This is a genomic window from Haloarcula sediminis (assembly GCF_035656455.1).
Classification (GTDB): domain Archaea; phylum Halobacteriota; class Halobacteria; order Halobacteriales; family Haloarculaceae; genus Haloarcula; species Haloarcula sediminis.
The window spans coordinates 56,215-72,847 of the sequence record NZ_JAYMGA010000003.1; the positions used below are offsets into that span (position 1 = coordinate 56,215).

Sequence of the window (16,633 nt, forward strand, 5' to 3'; positions counted from 1 at the left end):
CCGGAGGATGTGGCGGCTTCAGTCGTACGTAAGCGTCACCTGGACGGCGTCGTCGGGCCGTTCGTCGAGCAGTCGGTACGCCTCCGTGGCTCGGGAAACGTCGAACGTGTGGGTGTGCAGCGCCGAGAGGTCGGTCTCGGCCAGCCAGGCACGCACCGCGTCGAGGCGACGGTCCTTGTCCCAGCGGTCGGCGTGGTCGGGGTCGATGCGGCTCACCTGACTGGAACGGATGCGGATGTGGCTCCGGTGGTAGGCGTCGCCAAGGCCGAGGCTGACGTCTTTCGTCCCGTACCACGAGCCGACCAGAACCTGGCCCGCATAGCCCGTCACGTCGATGGCGTCATCGAGCGCCGTCGGGTTGCCCGACAGTTCGACGGCCATGTCGACCTCGTCCACCTCGTCGAGGTCGTCCGGGGCGAGCGCGCGGTCGGCACCGAGCGACCGCGAGAGGTCCCGCCGGGTGCCACAGGGGTCGACAGCGACGAGACACGACAGCGGGAACTCGGCGAGCAGGGCGGTCGTCAACAGTCCGACCGGCCCCTGACCGAACACCGCGACGCGGGCGCCAAAGCGCGGGCGGCCGTCCATCACGAAGTTCGCGGCCGCCTCGGCGTTGGGGATGAACACCGCCTGCTCGGGCGGGAGCGTCGTCGGGACGAGCGTCTCCGGGTCGGCGAGAAAGTGACTCTCGTGGGGGTTAAACGCGAAGACGCGCCGGTCGAGCCACGCGTCGTCGACGCCCGCCCCCACGTCGGTGACGCGGCCGACGGCGGCGTAGCCGTACTGCAGCGGGTACGAGAAGGTTCCTTCGAGGGCATCTATCGTCTCGTCGGTCGGTAGCTCCGACGAGACGTCGCCTCGGTACACCAGCAGCTCTGTCCCGGGGCTGATACCCGACCGCTCGGTCCGGACGCGGACCTGTCCGGGGCCGGGGTCGGAGATAGGTTGCTCACGGACCGCCACCGATTCGTCGCCGGTGAAGTATAGCGCCTGGCCGGTCATGTCTCTGTTCGGGGTTGCCGTGGTAGCTGGACCCCGATGCCCGCTGGCAGGGGGCCGACACGGTGACCGTCTTGTCGCCGCTGGGAACGCACGTCCCAGATGCGGGGCTAGTCGAACAAAAAGGTACGCTCGGTATGCCGGGACAGCGGCCGCGGCGAGCGCATCGGTCGGGCAGCCACACCGACGAGGACCGTCACAGATACCCCAGCGCGTCGAGCCGGTCGCGGTCGGAGTCGGCGCCGTACACCCGCGAGACGGGCAGTGTCTCGGGCGGTTCGAGCGACGGCGTCCGACTCATGCGGTCGACACCGGTCGTCTCGGCCCATGGAACGGCCAGCAGCGCCGAGACGGGCGTCTGCATCGGGTGGCCGTACAGCCCCCACTCGCCGAAGAGATTGCCGTGGTCGGCCGTGACGGCGACGCGACCGTCGACGTTGTCACACAGGACGGCAACCTCGTCGAGGACGTACCGGAGGTTCGCCTCGTAGGCCGTCCAGACGCGCGCTGTCGTCAGTTCCCCCTGTCGCAACGACACCCACGGGTTCGCGGTGTTGCTGTGACTGCCGGTGCGGGCGATGCCGTCGTCGCCGTCTATCGGGTCGGGGACGAACGGGTGGTGGGGTTGCATGTAGTGGACGACCAGCCGCTCGGGGTCGCGCTGGCGGCCCGCGGCGATGGCGCGGTCGGTGACCGCCGCCGCCGGCACGGTCCCCAGATCGTCGTCCCAGGCGTACTTCCAGACCTCGTCCAGCGCGGCGAAGGCCTCGGCGTCCAGATACCGGTCGGTCCAGGTGTTGCCGGTGACCATCACCGTCCGTCGGGTCTCCGGGCGGTCGGGAAAGGTGTTTTCGAGCCACTCGGAGGAGGAGCTTCCGACCGAGAGGACGGTCTCGACGGCGTCGAGGAAGTCGGTCTCGGGGGCGACCGACCGGAGCAGGTCGGCCCGGCAGGCGTCGAGCACCACGAGTACGTCCCATTCGCGGTCGAAGACGTTCGTGCCGTAGTCGAGTCGCCGGCCGACCGCCTGGAGCAGACGCAAGTAGGCCGTCCCGAGCCGGCCCATCCCCGGTTCTCTCACAGTCGCCGTTGGGTACACACCGGAAAAGTTCCATCGGCGAGGGAGCTATGTACGTTCCGCCCCCTGTTCCCGTGTGCACTGTCTGTTCGTCGGCGCCGGCGCGATAGCGGCGGAGTACGCGGCCGGGCTCGCGGGGAGTCCGCTTTCGCTTGCGGGCGTCTGTGACCTCAACGGGGCTCGGGCCGCGACACTCGCCGAGGCCCACGACTGCCCCGCTTTTACCGACCTCGATGCCGCGTTGGCCGCCAGCGAGGCGCCCCTGGTCGTGAATCTGACGAGTCACGCCGCCCACGCACCGGTGACCCGCACAGCGCTGGAGGCGGGTCGGCACGTCTACTCCCAGAAGCCGCTGGCCCTTTCGTCCGACACCGCCGGCGAGTTGCTCGCGCTGGCCAGCGAGCGGGACCTCGCACTGGGCTGTGCGCCAGGCACGCCGCAGGCCCCCACCCAGCGCCGGGCGGCCCGGCTGCTCGCCGACGGACGGCTCGGCCCCGTTCGGCTCGGCTACGCCCACGCCCACGTCGGCCGGGTCACCGACTGGCACGACCGCCCCGACTCCTTTCTCGATATCGGACCGCTGTACGACGGCGGCGTCTACCCACTGGCACTGCTGGTCGCCTGGTTCGGCCCGGTCGAACGGGTCCGCGTCGCCGACGCGCTCGACCCCTGGCCGGACCGGGAGCCACAGCGACCGTCGGTGCCGAGCCACGTCGAGGCGACACTGTCCTTTGCCGCCGGGCCGGTCGTCCGGCTGACCGCGAGCTTCTACGCGCCCCACCGCAGCCGGGAGTTCTACGGGCTGGAACTCCACGGTGACGACGGCTCGCTCTATCTCGAAGGGACCGGCGCGATGAACGACAGCCCCGACGCGCTCCGGTTCGGTCGGGTCGGCCGGGAGTACACCGATGTCCCCGCACAGACACCGACCCGTCCCTACAGATACGTCGACGCCGTCGAAGCGCTGGCAGCGAGCGTCAGGGCAGGCAGCCCCTCGCGGGCGACCGGGAAACGGGGCGCCCACGTCGTCGCCGTCTGCAACGCCGTCGAGCAGGCCGCCGAGACGGGCGGGCCAGTCAGCGTCGACGACTTCGGAGCGACGAGCGACCCGGTGTCGGCACCGGTCGTTCGGCCGGCGTCGGGAGACACACGGGCGGTGACGGCCGGCCCGAAATCACTGCGTCTGCCGCCTATCGGCTTTGGCTGTTCGCGCTACCGCGACGGCGAGTACGTCGACCGGGAGGGCTCTATCGCGGCGGCGCTGGACGCGGGCTATCGCCTGCTCGACAGCGCCGAGCTGTACGGGAACGAACACCGCATCGGCGACCTGCTGGCCGCCCCGGGGACCGCCGACCGGGAGGGGCTGTTCGTCCTCGGGAAACCCTGGCGCACGAACCACCGGCGAGCGCACATGCTGGCGGCGGCGCGGGGAAGCCTGGCGGAGCTGGGGCTCGACGCCTTCGATTGCTACGCCCTGCACTGGCCCGACACGTGGGCCCACCGCGGACCGCTAGAGCGACTGGCGGAGAAACCCGTCGACCGCCAGGAGGCCCTGACCTTCCCCGAGGGCGACGGCGGCGATATCGAGACGGCCGACATCCCCCTGGAAGAGGCGTGGGCGAACCTCGAAAGGGTTCACGACCGGGGACTGACCCGCACGCTCGGGGCCTGCAACGTCTCGCGGGCGCAACTGGCGACGATTCTGGAGACTGGAACGGTACGCCCGGCGCTCGTACAGGTCGAGCGCCACCCGTACCTGCCACAGTCGGACCTCGTCGCCTTCTGTCACGACCGGGGTATCCGGGTCGTCGCCCACTCGCCGCTGTCGGCGCCCGGACTGCTAGAGGAGCCGGTACTGGCCGATATCGCCGACACACACGACATCTCGCCGGCCGGGGTCGTCCTCGCGTGGAACGCGACACGGGGAGTGGTTCCCATCCCGTCGAGCACGACGAGCGACCACGTCATTTCGAACCTCGCCGCCGCCGGCGAGCGGCTCTCGGCCGAGGAGCTCGCCCGCGTCGACGCGCTCCGGGACCCGAACTTCGAGCGGTGAGTCGGCCCCAGTATTATAGTCGAGAGGGTCCACGATAACGTATGGCAACGGCCGACTCCCGGGGACTGTCCGTCGATGTAACGTCTTTGACCGGGCGACACTGGCTCGGCATCGTCGCCGCCGTCGTGTCGGCCGCGGTCCACCTCCTGTTGGGCGTCCGGATGCTCCCGTCGGCGATGGGTATCAGCTTCGTCCTCGCCGGCCTTGGCTTTCTGGGCGGCGTCGCTCTCGTCCTGCTTGACTACCGGCGACGGGCAGTGTACGCCGTCGGCATCCCCTTTACGCTCGTCCAGATACTGCTGTGGTACTACCTCAACTTCGTCTCGCTCGGGAAGTCCTTCCCGGCCGACGTGGGGACGCTGGGCGCCGTCGACAAGCTCGCACAGGTGGTGCTGGTGGGCGTCCTGATCGCGCTGTTGCGGTGACAGTGCGGGTGAAACCAACTGGTTTGGGCGTCCGATTAAGCGATGGCGGCCACAAGATGCGTTCGAATGCAGACATGAACGCGACGACCGGCGGTCGGCAGACGCCGGCGGCCACAAAACTACGGCGGGACGAGCCGGGAGGCCTCGATGGCCGGCCGACGGGGTGACCGGTCGACAGTTGTCGGCCTCCGGATCGGCCTTCCGGTGGTGGGCGCGCTCTGTCTGGCCGCCGCAGTCGGCATCGCGTTCCCGTCCGACGAGATGACCCGCTGGAGGGTCACCCCGGCGGCCGTCGCGGGGCTGTCCTGGGCCGGGCAGTTCTGGTTCGCCGGCCGCGGTCTCGACCTGAACCGGATAGTGGGCTCGCCCTACCGGCACATGTTCGGGCTCGCGAACGCCCTCACGCTGCTCCGGGGCGGGCTCTACGCCGTCGTCGCCGGCTTCGTCGTCGTCCCCGCATCGACGACGCTCGCCTGGGTGCCGGCAGCGTGTTACGGCGTCGGCGTCGCCCTAGACAAACTCGACGGCGTCGTCGCCCGCTCGGTCGGCGAGGAGACCGACCTCGGCGAGCGCCTGGACATGGCCGTCGACACCTTCGGGTTCGTCGTGGCCCCCCTCGTTGCGGTCCTGTGGAACCAACTCCCCGTCTGGTACCTCGCCCTCTCGGCCGCCCGGTACGTCTATCTGGCCGGTATCCGCTACCGACGACACCGCGGCCGGCCGATATACGACAGCCCCGACAGCGACCTCGGGAAGTACCTCGCCGGCGTCCAGATGACGTTCATCACCGTCGCACTCGTTCCAGCCGTGCCGAGCGGCCTCGTCTTCGCCGTCGCGCCCGCCGTCCTCGCTCCGTCGCTCGCGGTGTTTGTGCGGGACTTTCTGTACGTGAGCGGGCGGTTGCCACGCGCGTAGTTCCCGGACAGGAGTGATATCAGTCGTTGTGAGTGCAGTTTTGTATTCATCAACGGGGGAGAGATGGCTACTCGGTAAGCCTGCGAACTGTTCAGTCGTCATCACTCCGATAGGCATCACCACCGTGTTTGCGAATCCGGAAAACGTAGAGAATCTTGTCGGTGCGGTCGATACGGCACCCGAGTCGAAACGGGCCAACACGGAGTTTCTCGTGTGGTGCACCTTGGAGCGGCTCGAGATGGTCGGGTGGGTCACGCCACTCGTCAGTAACGATCTCGTCTAGTTTGCTGACGATACGGTCACGTGCATACTCATCCAATCCGTCGAAATCTCGCCGTGCTGTCTCGGTGAGTTGCCAGTCCCATTCACTCATCGCTGTCGCGTGTTGTCTCGTCAAGCCCGTATTCAGCCTTCACCTCATCGCTACTGTGAGTGCGACCTTCACGAATTTCTACCTCACCTGCGAGTATTGCTTTCAGGTCTGCACGGTTGAATTCAGGGTGCTTGAGCGCGTCTCGGAGTACGGCTCGGATGTATTCACTCCGACTGTTGAATCCGTGGTCTTCCCACGTCGCATCGACATCTTCCAAGAACGTTTCTGTTATCCGGATATTGACCGTCGTTTTCTCAGGTGGGGACTCTGCTTCTGTCATGCTTTGTGTTGAATCTGTGTATACAAAATCATTACGTTGGCCGATGTGTTCCCTGTTCTGACCACTACGACTGTGCGTAGATTCGCTGTATTCACAACAGCTGATATACCACGGCCCCGTAACGAACGCCATGCTCTTCCCGACCCACCTGCTCGCGGCGGCGGTGGGAGGCAGGGTATCGCGGCTGTCGCCGCTGTGGCTGGTGGTCGGGACGGCGCTCCCGGACGTGGTCGACAAGCCCCTGGCGATGGTCGGGCTGGTTGACCTCTACCACTCCGTCGGCCACTCGGCGCTTCTGGCCGTCGTCGCGATACCGGTCGCGCTGGCCGGGCGAGCGGGGCTCGCGCTGGCGGTCGGCTGGGCCCTGCATCTCCTCCTCGATGCCGTCCACGTCGTCCTCAACGGGCGGCCGGCCGACGCCGTCTTTCTCGTCTGGCCGCTTGCCGTCCCGACCGAGCCCCTCGCGCTCCCTCCGAGGTCGTTCATCGCCTACTACCTCGGGTCGCCGTCGTTCTATCTCGAAGCGGCGTTCTGGCTCGCCGTGGCCGGGGCCGTCCTCGTCGGGCGGCAAAGCGGGAAGTCACCACGCCGCGAGTGAGGCCGGTAACGCTGTCGTGCCACACGGCAGCTATAGCGCCACAGTGACTGGGGGCGCCATCACCCGATGGACCACCGCTTGGCCGACCTGCCCGATGCGCTGGTGCAACTCGACGCCACCGCGATGGAGCGTACCGTCGCGTCTCTTCGGCACGCCGCTGAGCGCCCGTCGGCAGCCCCTTTATTCTCGGTCTTCTAAGTGAAAATTTAAATACGGAAAGTGAGCCAAACACAGTACATGAGTGGGCAAGCGACTGGGGACCGGCGGCCGACCGTTCCCGCACCAGTCCCGCCGGACGACCCCGACGCGTGGTACGCACCCGACGTGCGCGAACAGAGCGAGGTGTACCCGGGCGTCGTCGTGACCGTCCGCCAGGCCGACGGGTTCCGGTACGAGGTCCGCGAGCCGGTGCTCTCGCCGAGCGACCGGGACGCGCTCGCGACCGTCGAGTCTCACTTCGACAGCGCCAACATCGAGCGACCCCGCACTCGCGAGGGCGCCGTCGAACGGATGGCCGGCGGGTTCGACCCGAAACACCGGCGGGTCATCGACCGGCTCGTCGACTGCTCGCCCGCGGCCCGCCGCCGCGTCGCCTACCACGCGCTGTGCTCGCTGGCCTGTCTGGGCGAGCTGACCCCCTACGCGCTGGACGACCGCATCGACGTCGCCGACGTGACCGAGGACAGCGTCGTCGTCCACACCGAGGACTACGCCCCGGCAGCCACGGAGCTCGAAGACCCGGAGTACATCGAGCGCTTTGCCAGCGAGCGCGTCGAGCGCCACACCGTCACCTTCCAGGGGTTCGAGATACCGGTCATCGTCTACCGCGAGCACCTGCTGGGCAGTGACCCGTTCACGACGAAGTACGCCGTCCGCGAACCGGACCTGCTTCCCGGCGACGAGGAGCTCATCGCGGCCTGCAAGGAACGGGTGTGGGAGACCAGCGTCGAGGGGGTCGTCGATGACCGCGTCGCCTTCGTCCGGGAGCGGGCCGCATCGCTGCTCGCCCGCCAGCTCACGGTCCGCAACACCACCGAGTGGGTCGACGCGGCGGCCTATCGGGTCCGGTCCGCGCTCGCGGAGCTCGACCTCGCCGTGCCGCCGCTCGACCAGCGCTTCGCCGACGACCGGCTCGATGACCTGCTGTACTACGTGCTCCGGGACCTCGTCGGCTACGGCAAGCTCACCGTCCCGATTCGTGACCACACGCTCGAAGACATCGAGGCCAACCGCGTCGGCGAGCGCGTGAAGGTGTTGCCGCGAGCGGACCTGGGCCACGACGGACGGGTCCCGACGAACCTCTCCTTCGAGGACGAATCCGCCTTCGTCAACGTCGTCACCCAGCTGGCCGCCGACGACGGGACCGAGCTCAACGCCTCCAATCCCAGCGCGAAGGTCAACATCGACCCCGAGGGCGAGGGCGTCCACGACGCCGAGGAGACCATCCGCTGTGCGGTCGCCCTGCCCACCATCAGCGAGGACGGCCCGCATATCTCCATCCGCAAGCAGTCGGCCGACGCCATGACGCCCGTCGACCTCGTGCAACAGGAGTCGATACCGACGGAGCTGGTCGCGCTACTCTGGCTGCTGTACGAGTCCCACGGCGTCGTCCTCTTCTCGGGCCCGACCGGGGCCGGCAAGACGACGCTCATGAACGCCCATATGCCGTTCATCCCGTATCGGGACCGCCCCATCAGCATCGACGAGGGGTCCCGGGAGGTACAGATTCCACACGAAACGGGCGTCTCGCTCACCACGCGGGACCACGAGCGCGACCATCGGCGGGTGACGATGGCCGACCTCATGACCCAATGTAACTACCTCAACCCCGACGTCGAGGTCATCGCCGAGATAAACACGCAGGCCTCCTTCGAGACCTTCGCCGAGACGCTGAACACGGGCCACGGGGTGCTCGGAACGACCCACGCCGGGGACATCGAGACGCTCGTCAACCGGATCATCGAGAAGGGGGTCCCGACCTATCTGCTGACCGAAATCGACATCGTCGTCTTCCCGCGCCACGTCGGCGGGGAGCGCTACGTCGGCGAGGCCGTCGAGTTCCTCGACGAGCCGATCGACAGTGACCGCTGTGGCACCATCGAGAAAGACGGGGAGACGATTCACTACAACACGCTCTGCCGGCGCCGTCCCGACGGGTCGTTCGAGCTCGGGTACGACCACCCGCAGCTGGGCGACAACCGTCGTCGCGTCGGGACCGGGATGTTCGACCGCCTGTCGACGCTCCGGGACGAGCCGGTCGGGACTGTCGAGGAGACGTTCCACCGCCGCCACCGGTACGTCAAGTATCTCGTCAGAGAGGGGCTCACGGACTTCGAGGAGCTGTTCGGCGTCCTGGCCGACCTAGAGACCAACGAGGCCGCGACGGTCGAGCGGCTCCGCCGCCGGGCCGGCGAGCCGGACCCGGTGCATCTGGAGGTGGAGACGGATGACGACTGAGCGGCGGAGCCTCGGGCTGATCGACCGCGGGCTCTATGCCCTCTTTGCCCACCACACGGACGACGAGCGCCACACCACGACCAGGGAGCGCTACCGGGCGGCCCACCCGGACACCGGGTTCGGACTGTATCTCGCGCGGGTGTACGGGCTGGCGTGGCTCGTGTTTGTCGTCGCGAACCTGGCGACCGGTGCGCTGGCGCTGTCGCTGCCCGCGAGTACGTTCGACCGCCTCGTCACGGTGGTGAGCCAGAGCGTGCCGGTCCTCAACCGGCTGGCGTTACCCCCCGTCTCACGGCCGCTCGTCGCGCTCGCGGTGGCGCTCGGGGCTGGCATCGGCTCGCGCTGGCTCGTCCTCTCGCTTGGCAACCGCTACCTCGCGTGGGTCGCCCGGGCCCGCGCGGCCGACATCGCCACGACGCTGCCCGGCGCCGTCAGATACCTCCGCGTGCTCGCGTCGGGGACCCACGACCGAACCGAGATGCTTCGGGCCGTCGCTCAGCAGGAGGCCTACGGGGAGACGGCCGTTGAGTTTCGCCGGGTGCTCAACCGGGGGACCCTGACCGGGAGCCTCGACGTTGGCCTCGAACAGATAGCCAGTGAGACCCCCTCCAGGGACCTGCTGGCGCCGTTCCTGCTGAAGTTTCGCGAGCACGCAAACCAGAGCGCCGACGCGCTTGAAGGGTACCTGGAGATGGAGGGGCGGCTACTCTCACACGAACAGAGCCGCCGCCACGAGCGGGCGACGGGCTATCTGGAACTGCTGGCGGAGCTGTTCGTCGTCTTGCTGGTGGTCCCGGCGCTTGTCGTCCTCATCATCACGGTGATGAGCGTGCTCGCGCCGCGGCTCTCGGCGCCCGTCGCGACACCGCTTGGTTCGGTCGCTGTTCGCTCGGTCGTCGTCTACGGCAGCGCCGCGTTCGTGCTGGCGACCGGGGTCGTCGCCGCCGTCGTCGTCACGAGCCTGCGGCCGCGGAACACCGCCGCACCGAGTTACGGACTGCCCGGGAGCGTCGTCGGCGTCCTCCGGACGACCACGTCGAACCCCGCCAGTGCGCTGGCGATGTGTCTGCCGGTGGGGGTGGCACTCGCCGTCGGGCTCTGGTGGCTGGGCTACCGACCCGTCAACGTCGTCTTGCTGTCGTATGCCGGTGTCAGTCTGCCGGTCGGGCTCGTGGCCCTGAGACGGGCACGCCGCGACGACGCGAAAGACCGGGAGATCCAGGACTTCGTCCACGCCGTCGCCGGTCACGTCGCACTCGGGCGCCCGTTCCCCGAAGCCGTTCACCGGGTCGCCGAGGAGGTACAGCTTGGCGCGCTGGCGGAAGACGTCGAGGCCCTGGCGTTCACTCTCTCGCTCGCCGACAGCCCCAGCGACGCCGCCGACGACCGGCGGGCGGCAGCCCTAGACCAGTTCGTCGACCGCGTCGGGACGCCAATGGCCGAACAGACCATCGGGCTGGTCGTCGGGGCGCTCGACGCCGGAAGTGATGCGGAAGACGTGTTCGAAACGCTACAGACGGAGATAGGCCGGCTCTATCACCAGCGGAAATCGCTCCGGTCGGCCCTGCTCGTCTACGTCGCCGTCGGCTGGACCACCGCCCTGCTGGTGGTCGGCATCACCGTCGCGATGAACGTCTACGTGCTCTCGGAGTTCGCCCAGCTCTCGACGGTGGCAAGCAGCCAGACCGTCGCGTTCGACCCGACAGCCATCGACCCGTCCAGAGAGCGGTATCGGTTTTACGTCGTGACGCAGGCGACGATGCTTGCCTCGGGGTGGTTCGCCGGCACCGCGAGCCGGGGGTTCTACGAAGCGTTGCTACACTCGGGCTCGCTGGTGTTTGCCGCCTACGCCATCTACGCGGGGGTGGGGCTGCTGTGAGGGGACAGTCACACGTCGTCGGTATCGTCCTCCTGCTGGGTATCACCACCGTCGCGCTGGGCGGGCTGACGACGGTGGTCGGCGGCATAATTGATGGCCAGACGGCGACGGCCGACGAGCGCCGGGTCGCGACCGCCCTCGACAGGGAGTTTCGCCCCGTCGAGCGGACCGGGCCAAACCGCGTAGACGTGCGGTTCAGCGAGGGCCGACTGACCACGGTGGACCGGGAGCTTCGGGTGTTGAACGCCAGCGGCGTCCAGCGGGAAGTCGACATCGGCGGGCTCGTCTACACGTCGGGGGCGAACCGCGTCAGTTTCGTCAGCGGTGCCGTCGTTCGGGGGAAACCCGGCAAGGCGTGGCTGGTTCGGGGGCCGCCGGTGACGGTAACTCGGGACAACGACACCGTACTCGTCGGCGCGGTCACACTGGGGGAGCGCGGCGTGGCGGTCGGTGGGAGCGGGGGTGTCACCGCCCGGCTGCGGACTAACGTCACCCACGACCGGACGGCACTCCCGCGGGCCGACTACCGTGTCGCCATCGAGACGGCGACGCCCGACGCGCTCGCCAGGCACCTGCGCGAGCGGGACCTGACGACAGCTAGGCGAGACATCGACGGCGACGGCGTGCCAAGCGTCGTCGCGAGCGTCGAGGGAACACAGGAGCTACAGCTGGTCGTCCACCGGACGAACACGGAGGTGGCCGGTGGATAACCGCGGACTCAGTACGGTCGTCGAGAAGCTGCTCGCGCTCTCTGTCGTGGTGTTGTACACCACGCTGTTGACGACGGTGCTGTACGGTGGCTCGATCCCGGACTATCAGGGGGAAGTGGGGGCACAGCTGGGCGAACGCACGCTTGCCGAGGCGACCGCCGAAATCGAGCGGACGATTCCGCCAGACGGGCAGAGAGTGACTGCCAGCCGCCGGGTCGATATCCCGGCGACCATCGACGGGGCCGGCTATCGCATCCGGGCCAACGGTACCCACCTGCTGCTTTCTCATCCCGACGAGGCGGTCGGCGGCCGGGCGCGACCGGTACTGCCCGACCGGGTCAGCAACGTCACGGGAGCGTGGGAGAGCGGCGCCGATACGGTGGTCACCGTCGAGGGGTCGCGGGGGAACGTGACTGTCAGACTGGAGGGGCGTGGATGATACGCGTTCCCGCGGTCCGAGCCCAGACGACGCTGCCCGCCGTCGCCGTGGCGCTGGTGGTGCTGACGCTGGTGACCGCGCTCGCGCTCGGGCTGGCCGATTCGGCTATCGCGAGCGCCGACCGGACACCCGAAGAGCGCAGAGTCGCCGCGGCCACGGCCGAGCGGCTCGTCGCCGCGGACGGTCCCGTCGCCGACCGGGCGAACGTCCTGAACGGGACGCGAGTCGACGGCTTCGACGCGGCGACACTCCGCGAGACGGCGCCGGCGACTGCGGGCTATGCCGTCACGGTCCGACTCGGCGACGAAACCGTGGCGACGACCGGCGACGCGGGGCGGGGCACGACGGTTCGCCGGCTCGTCCTCGTCGAGCGAACGGAGACGCGGAGCGTCGACCCCGAGCGCAGGCGGGTCACGCTACCACGCCGGGCCACGAGCGCGACAGTGCGGTTCTCGCCGGACAACGGGACGGCGGTCCGGACGGTGCGGGTCAACGGGCAGGTCCGCCTGCACAACGACACCGGACTCCGGGGCAGCTTCGAGGTTGACCTGACGCCGTACCGAACCACGCGCATCGAGTTCCAGACACCCGGCCGGATTACGGCCGGCTCCGTACAGATAGCCTACGAGACGCCGCGGACGACGAAGACGACGCTCTCGGTGATGGTCGATGCCTAGAGCGCAACTCCCGCTGTCGCTCGTCGAGGTGGCGCTGGGTGCGACGCTGATTCTGGGCGTCACGCTGGGCTTTGCGCTGGCGACGCCGGCCCCGGACACGCGGGGCCCGCAGCTGTCGGCCTACGCGGAGGACACGGCGACGATCCTCCAGACCGACCCGGCCAGACACAACGGGACGACCCGGCTGGGGGAGGTCGTCAGCAGCGAGCGGGCGTTCGACCGCGAGCGCGGGGAGCTGGAGCGACGCGTCGAGCGCATCCTCCCGGCGAACGTGCTGTTCAACGTCCGGACGCCCCACGGTTCGGTCGGGACGCCGGTGCCGCGCCGGACGACGACGGGGACGGCAACGGTGCCGACGAGCGCGGGGTCGGTCCGAATCGAGGTGTGGTACGCATGAGAGACGTCGTAGCACCGGTCTCCGGAGGCGAACGCGGCCAGCTGGTCCTCGTCGCCGCGGTGCTGGTCGCCGTCGCGCTCGCGCCGGTGGTGCTCGCCTATCTCCAGCTCGGCTACCATGACGACGTCCGGGCGGCGGGCGCCGTCGACGACCCGACGGGAGACACCGTCCGCGTCCTCGACCGCGCCGTCACGCGGGAGAGCGACTCCGTGCCCCGAACGTACGCGTGGGCCGAGCGGAGTGGGGCGGTGACGGCGCTTCGGGACGGCCTCGAACCGGTGCGCTCGCGGCTCCGGACAGCCGAGATGGCCCGTGGCACCGTCACAGAGATACGCTACAACGCGACGGCGGCCCGGGCCTGGCAGTCGGCGAACTGCCCGGAGGGGCCGGGCCGTGAGTTCGGGGTCTGTCGCACGGACCGAGGCGTCGTCGTCCAAGAGCGCGTCGGCCGAACGCACGTACTGGCGGTCGGGTTCGACGTGACCACGACGAGCGAGGAGCGTCAGACGGCGGTGACGGTGGTGGTCGAGACCGTCGGCGGGTGAGTCGGTCGTACCCACGACCGGGAACCGACGCACAAGCCGCCATCACGGATCGAGGGTGTGGTTCCCCATGAGACAAAGTGCCGGTTTCACGGGATGAAGTAGGGAAGGTGCTGTATACACCTACCCACAAATAGAGGTTATATGATATGAAGCCAATAAAATATGTCTAAGTACCTTCATGTCATTTATAGTAGTATTTGAGGTCGCATGTCACGGCATGACAATACCGATGTTGAGGACGGTACTGTGATAGAGCAGGCACGGCGTCAGTTTCTCAAGTTGACCGGGGCGGGAATCGCACTCGGTACGGTTGGTACCACTAACGTTCTGGGACAAGTAGGCGATGGAGATGACGCATCGGACGTTAATATCGAAGACCTCGAAGGGCAACTGCCGATAAATGACAGGTACCTGACTATCGCCGTTCTGGCGACGGCGAAAGCGGCACAGCTCCATCAGAACTACTTCGGCGAGCTCGGTGATGCCCAAGAGAAGGACCCACAGAACCTGCTTACGGAGGTCGATACGATCGCCGAAGAGCTGATAATCGAGACGATACAGGAGGAACTCGGCGATGACTTCGAAGAGGAGAACCACGCGATTTACGGCGAAGAAACGGGTGGCGACCTCGAAGGGGATTTCGAGTACCTCTGGATTGTCGACCCACTCGATGGGACGACAAATTACGTCAAAGGGATTCCCCACTTCGCCGTCAACCTCGCCGTCGCAACCCTCGAGGACGGTGAACTCGACCAACTCCATGCCGGCGTGACATACTACTCGCTCCGGGACGAGGTGTGGATCGCTGCCCAGGGCGAGGGGGCCTATAAGTTTGAGAGCGACGGCTACGACCTCGTCGCCGAAGATTCGGAACCGACGGAGCTCTCGGTGACCGACACCGAAGATATCGGAGAGTCGTTCAATAGCGTCGGTATCTATCTCAAAGAGACCGCAGATGACTTCTCGTACCTCGGGCTCTTCCGATACCTGTTCTCGTTCTCCCAGGGGACGCGGTTGCTCGGGGCAGCCGCGCCGGACATCGCCTTTGTCGCTGATGGCACGTTCGATACGGCGTCGATGAAAGACCTCAAGCCAGTCGACGTCGCCCCCGGTGTCCTGTTGGTCCGCGAGGCGGGCGGGAGGGTGACGGATTTCGAGCAGAGTGAAGACATAAACGACGTGCTCGAAGGGAGTATCGTCGCCACGAACGACAGTCTGCACGGTGAGTTCTTTGCACTCCTAGAGGATTCCGGGGAGGACTGGCTCACAGCCCCCATTGATACACTGGAATCCGGTTCCGACGACAGTTGATGTGACCCGTCTCGGGGCTCGGCCCCGAGACATTCGATCCACGGGGCTTGGAGAGGTCACTGGAGCAGAGTCAAACTGCGTTCGGCCACGTTGGTGTCAGACTGCGGGATACGGACCCATACGTTCGACGGTCACTTACGGCGAGCCGACCGGGGTTCGACATGACCACGACGAGCGAGCGGGGCGAGACGACGGTGGTGGGCACAGAGGAGAGAACCGCGCGATTCGGACTTCCGGGGGCAGCTATGACGCGGATATATACACTACAGAGACATATATGACAGTCTGACTTAGGATATAGAAGTAATATAACAGCTTATACTTTTCAGATGACGCCTTGTGCGTGTCATGGAAGACAAGCGTATCTCCCGGCGAAACGCGCTGACAGGGTCGGCCGCCGCCGTCGCCACAGCGCTGGCGGGCTGTTCAAGTATCATGGGCGGGGACGGGCAGAGCGATGGGGAGACCTACGAAGTCGGGTACGGCGAGTCACAGACGACGGTCAACTCCGCGAACTTCCCGACCGACGAGAAGCTGTACGTTTACGCCGTTCAGTCGGGCTGGATGAACTGGCCATCGGTGATGCAGGCGTTCAAAGAGCAGTACGGCGTCGAACTGAACGACGACGACCGCTCCTCCGGGGAGGCCCTGCAGGACGCTCGCTCGAACGCACAGAACCCGACGCATTCCGCGTTCAACGGCGGGTACAGCTACGCGATTCAGGCGATGCGGGACGGGCTCACCCAGGCGTACAAGCCGGCCAACTGGGACAAGGTTCCCGAAAACGCCAAGACCGACAACGGCCACTGTACCGGGACCCGGAAGGTGACGACAGCGCTGACCTACCGGAAAGACATCTACGACGAGCGCGGCCTCGACGAGCCGGAGACGTGGGAGGACCTGCTTCACCCCGATATCATGCAGGACCTCGCGCTACAGACGCCACAGGCGGCCGTCGGCCTCGCGGCGGCGCTGTCTATCAACAACGCTCGGGGCGGGAGTCTCGACGACGTCCAGCCGGTTATCGACTACTACAACCGGATCCAGGAGGGCGGCGCCGAATACACAGACAACTTCCTCGCGCAGTTCACGCGAGGGGAGTACTCGTCGTTCATCCGGTACGACTACTCCGGGCTCGACCTGAAGTACAACAACGACGACGTGGCCGAGGAGAACGTCGGCGTGGCGCTTCTCAGCGGCGAGAACGGGAACAAGGGCGCGTTCAACGCCCTCTATGGCTACGCGATGCTCGCGAACGCGCCGAACCCCGAGGCTGTCAAACTGTTCATGGATTACGTGCTCTCGATAGAGGGCCAGCAGCACTTCCTCGACGCCTACGCTCGGCCGATTCGCGCATCGGAGATGGAGATGCCCGACGAGTTCCCCGACCAGAGCACGTACGACCGCACGGAGTTTACCGTCGACCAGACCGAGCTGAACGACAAGCAGGAGGGCATCATCCAGGACATCACCCGCGGTGCCGGTCTCTGAGCG

At 67.3% G+C, this 16,633-nt stretch carries 17 protein-coding genes; 13 read left to right on the plus strand and 4 right to left on the minus strand.

Annotation, left to right across the window (positions count from 1 at the left end):
- Window positions 1-18: 18 nt before the first annotated feature.
- Both VJ162_RS06940 and VJ162_RS06945 read right to left on the minus strand, forming a co-directional pair.
- Complete coding sequence (locus tag VJ162_RS06940) at window positions 19-1,002, minus strand: MDR/zinc-dependent alcohol dehydrogenase-like family protein (protein WP_324663292.1); 984 nt, start codon at window positions 1,000-1,002, stop codon at window positions 19-21.
- Between the two features lie 193 nt (window positions 1,003-1,195).
- Complete coding sequence (locus VJ162_RS06945) at window positions 1,196-2,065, minus strand: alkaline phosphatase family protein (RefSeq protein ID WP_407066841.1); 870 nt, start codon at window positions 2,063-2,065, stop codon at window positions 1,196-1,198.
- Between the two features lie 88 nt (window positions 2,066-2,153).
- On the opposite strand from VJ162_RS06945, the gene VJ162_RS06950 reads away from it, so the two are divergent.
- The 3 genes from VJ162_RS06950 to VJ162_RS06960 all read left to right on the plus strand — a co-directional run bounded on the left by VJ162_RS06950 (window position 2,154) and on the right by VJ162_RS06960 (window position 5,473).
- Window positions 2,154-4,133 carry an aldo/keto reductase gene (locus tag VJ162_RS06950; protein ID WP_324663295.1) on the plus strand — a complete coding sequence of 660 codons (1,980 nt, stop codon included), beginning with the start codon at window positions 2,154-2,156 and terminating at the stop codon, window positions 4,131-4,133.
- Between the two features lie 41 nt (window positions 4,134-4,174).
- A complete protein-coding gene (locus VJ162_RS06955; RefSeq protein WP_324663296.1) occupies window positions 4,175-4,558 on the plus strand; it encodes a DUF7475 family protein in 384 nt (127 codons plus the stop codon).
- Between the two features lie 147 nt (window positions 4,559-4,705).
- Complete coding sequence (locus VJ162_RS06960) at window positions 4,706-5,473, plus strand: CDP-alcohol phosphatidyltransferase family protein (protein ID WP_324663297.1); 768 nt, start codon at window positions 4,706-4,708, stop codon at window positions 5,471-5,473.
- 91 nt (window positions 5,474-5,564) lie between these two features.
- On the opposite strand, the gene VJ162_RS06965 is transcribed toward VJ162_RS06960, so the two are convergent.
- The gene (locus VJ162_RS06965) at window positions 5,565-5,846 is read right to left on the minus strand and encodes a type II toxin-antitoxin system RelE family toxin (protein ID WP_324663298.1); all 282 of its coding nucleotides are present in this window, start codon (window positions 5,844-5,846) and stop codon (window positions 5,565-5,567) included.
- Entirely contained in the window at window positions 5,839-6,126 is a 288-nt protein-coding gene (locus VJ162_RS06970) for a ribbon-helix-helix domain-containing protein (protein ID WP_324663300.1), read from the minus strand. Before VJ162_RS06970 ends, VJ162_RS06965 begins: the two co-directional genes overlap by 8 nt.
- A gap of 130 nt (window positions 6,127-6,256) precedes the next feature.
- On the opposite strand from VJ162_RS06970, the gene VJ162_RS06975 reads away from it, so the two are divergent.
- The 10 genes from VJ162_RS06975 to VJ162_RS07020 all read left to right on the plus strand — a co-directional run bounded on the left by VJ162_RS06975 (window position 6,257) and on the right by VJ162_RS07020 (window position 16,630).
- Window positions 6,257-6,724, plus strand: coding sequence for a metal-dependent hydrolase (locus VJ162_RS06975; RefSeq protein ID WP_324663301.1), 468 nt, complete (start codon window positions 6,257-6,259; stop codon window positions 6,722-6,724).
- A 237-nt stretch (window positions 6,725-6,961) separates the two neighbouring features.
- Entirely contained in the window at window positions 6,962-9,181 is a 2,220-nt protein-coding gene (locus VJ162_RS06980) for a type II/IV secretion system ATPase subunit (protein ID WP_324663303.1), read from the plus strand.
- The gene (locus VJ162_RS06985) at window positions 9,171-11,060 is read left to right on the plus strand and encodes a type II secretion system F family protein (protein ID WP_324663305.1); all 1,890 of its coding nucleotides are present in this window, start codon (window positions 9,171-9,173) and stop codon (window positions 11,058-11,060) included. Before VJ162_RS06980 ends, VJ162_RS06985 begins: the two co-directional genes overlap by 11 nt.
- Window positions 11,057-11,770, plus strand: a complete 714-nt coding sequence (locus VJ162_RS06990; RefSeq protein WP_324663307.1) for a DUF7289 family protein — start codon at window positions 11,057-11,059, stop codon at window positions 11,768-11,770. Before VJ162_RS06985 ends, VJ162_RS06990 begins: the two co-directional genes overlap by 4 nt.
- Entirely contained in the window at window positions 11,763-12,209 is a 447-nt protein-coding gene (locus VJ162_RS06995) for a DUF7266 family protein (protein WP_324663308.1), read from the plus strand. Before VJ162_RS06990 ends, VJ162_RS06995 begins: the two co-directional genes overlap by 8 nt.
- Window positions 12,206-12,886, plus strand: coding sequence for a DUF7263 family protein (locus VJ162_RS07000; protein WP_324663310.1), 681 nt, complete (start codon window positions 12,206-12,208; stop codon window positions 12,884-12,886). The genes VJ162_RS06995 and VJ162_RS07000 overlap by 4 nt, the downstream gene beginning before the upstream one ends.
- Entirely contained in the window at window positions 12,879-13,283 is a 405-nt protein-coding gene (locus VJ162_RS07005; RefSeq protein WP_324663311.1) for a DUF7262 family protein, read from the plus strand. The genes VJ162_RS07000 and VJ162_RS07005 overlap by 8 nt, the downstream gene beginning before the upstream one ends.
- Window positions 13,280-13,828, plus strand: a complete 549-nt coding sequence (locus tag VJ162_RS07010; protein WP_324663312.1) for a DUF7261 family protein — start codon at window positions 13,280-13,282, stop codon at window positions 13,826-13,828. Before VJ162_RS07005 ends, VJ162_RS07010 begins: the two co-directional genes overlap by 4 nt.
- 207 nt (window positions 13,829-14,035) lie before the next feature.
- A complete protein-coding gene (locus VJ162_RS07015; RefSeq protein ID WP_324663313.1) occupies window positions 14,036-15,139 on the plus strand; it encodes an inositol monophosphatase family protein in 1,104 nt (367 codons plus the stop codon).
- Between the two features lie 435 nt (window positions 15,140-15,574).
- Entirely contained in the window at window positions 15,575-16,630 is a 1,056-nt protein-coding gene (locus VJ162_RS07020) for an extracellular solute-binding protein (protein ID WP_407066842.1), read from the plus strand.
- The last annotated feature ends 3 nt before the right edge of the window (window positions 16,631-16,633 follow it).

What these genes read in the sequence shown, in the direction of transcription:
- VJ162_RS06945 (WP_407066841.1), bottom strand. Translation starts at nt 2,065, where the DNA reads ATGGGCCGGCTCGGGACGGCCTACTTGCGTCTGCTCCAGGCGGTCGGC.
- VJ162_RS07000 (WP_324663310.1), top strand. Translation starts at nt 12,206, where the DNA reads ATGATACGCGTTCCCGCGGTCCGAGCCCAGACGACGCTGCCCGCCGTC.
- VJ162_RS06975 (WP_324663301.1), top strand. Translation starts at nt 6,257, where the DNA reads ATGCTCTTCCCGACCCACCTGCTCGCGGCGGCGGTGGGAGGCAGGGTA.
- VJ162_RS07020 (WP_407066842.1), top strand. Translation starts at nt 15,575, where the DNA reads ATGGGCGGGGACGGGCAGAGCGATGGGGAGACCTACGAAGTCGGGTAC.
- VJ162_RS06940 (WP_324663292.1), bottom strand. Translation starts at nt 1,002, where the DNA reads ATGACCGGCCAGGCGCTATACTTCACCGGCGACGAATCGGTGGCGGTC.
- VJ162_RS07005 (WP_324663311.1), top strand. Translation starts at nt 12,879, where the DNA reads ATGCCTAGAGCGCAACTCCCGCTGTCGCTCGTCGAGGTGGCGCTGGGT.
- VJ162_RS06960 (WP_324663297.1), top strand. Translation starts at nt 4,706, where the DNA reads ATGGCCGGCCGACGGGGTGACCGGTCGACAGTTGTCGGCCTCCGGATC.
- VJ162_RS06955 (WP_324663296.1), top strand. Translation starts at nt 4,175, where the DNA reads ATGGCAACGGCCGACTCCCGGGGACTGTCCGTCGATGTAACGTCTTTG.
- VJ162_RS06980 (WP_324663303.1), top strand. Translation starts at nt 6,962, where the DNA reads ATGAGTGGGCAAGCGACTGGGGACCGGCGGCCGACCGTTCCCGCACCA.
- VJ162_RS06985 (WP_324663305.1), top strand. Translation starts at nt 9,171, where the DNA reads ATGACGACTGAGCGGCGGAGCCTCGGGCTGATCGACCGCGGGCTCTAT.
- VJ162_RS07015 (WP_324663313.1), top strand. Translation starts at nt 14,036, where the DNA reads ATGTCACGGCATGACAATACCGATGTTGAGGACGGTACTGTGATAGAG.
- VJ162_RS06965 (WP_324663298.1), bottom strand. Translation starts at nt 5,846, where the DNA reads ATGAGTGAATGGGACTGGCAACTCACCGAGACAGCACGGCGAGATTTC.
- VJ162_RS07010 (WP_324663312.1), top strand. Translation starts at nt 13,280, where the DNA reads ATGAGAGACGTCGTAGCACCGGTCTCCGGAGGCGAACGCGGCCAGCTG.
- VJ162_RS06970 (WP_324663300.1), bottom strand. Translation starts at nt 6,126, where the DNA reads ATGACAGAAGCAGAGTCCCCACCTGAGAAAACGACGGTCAATATCCGG.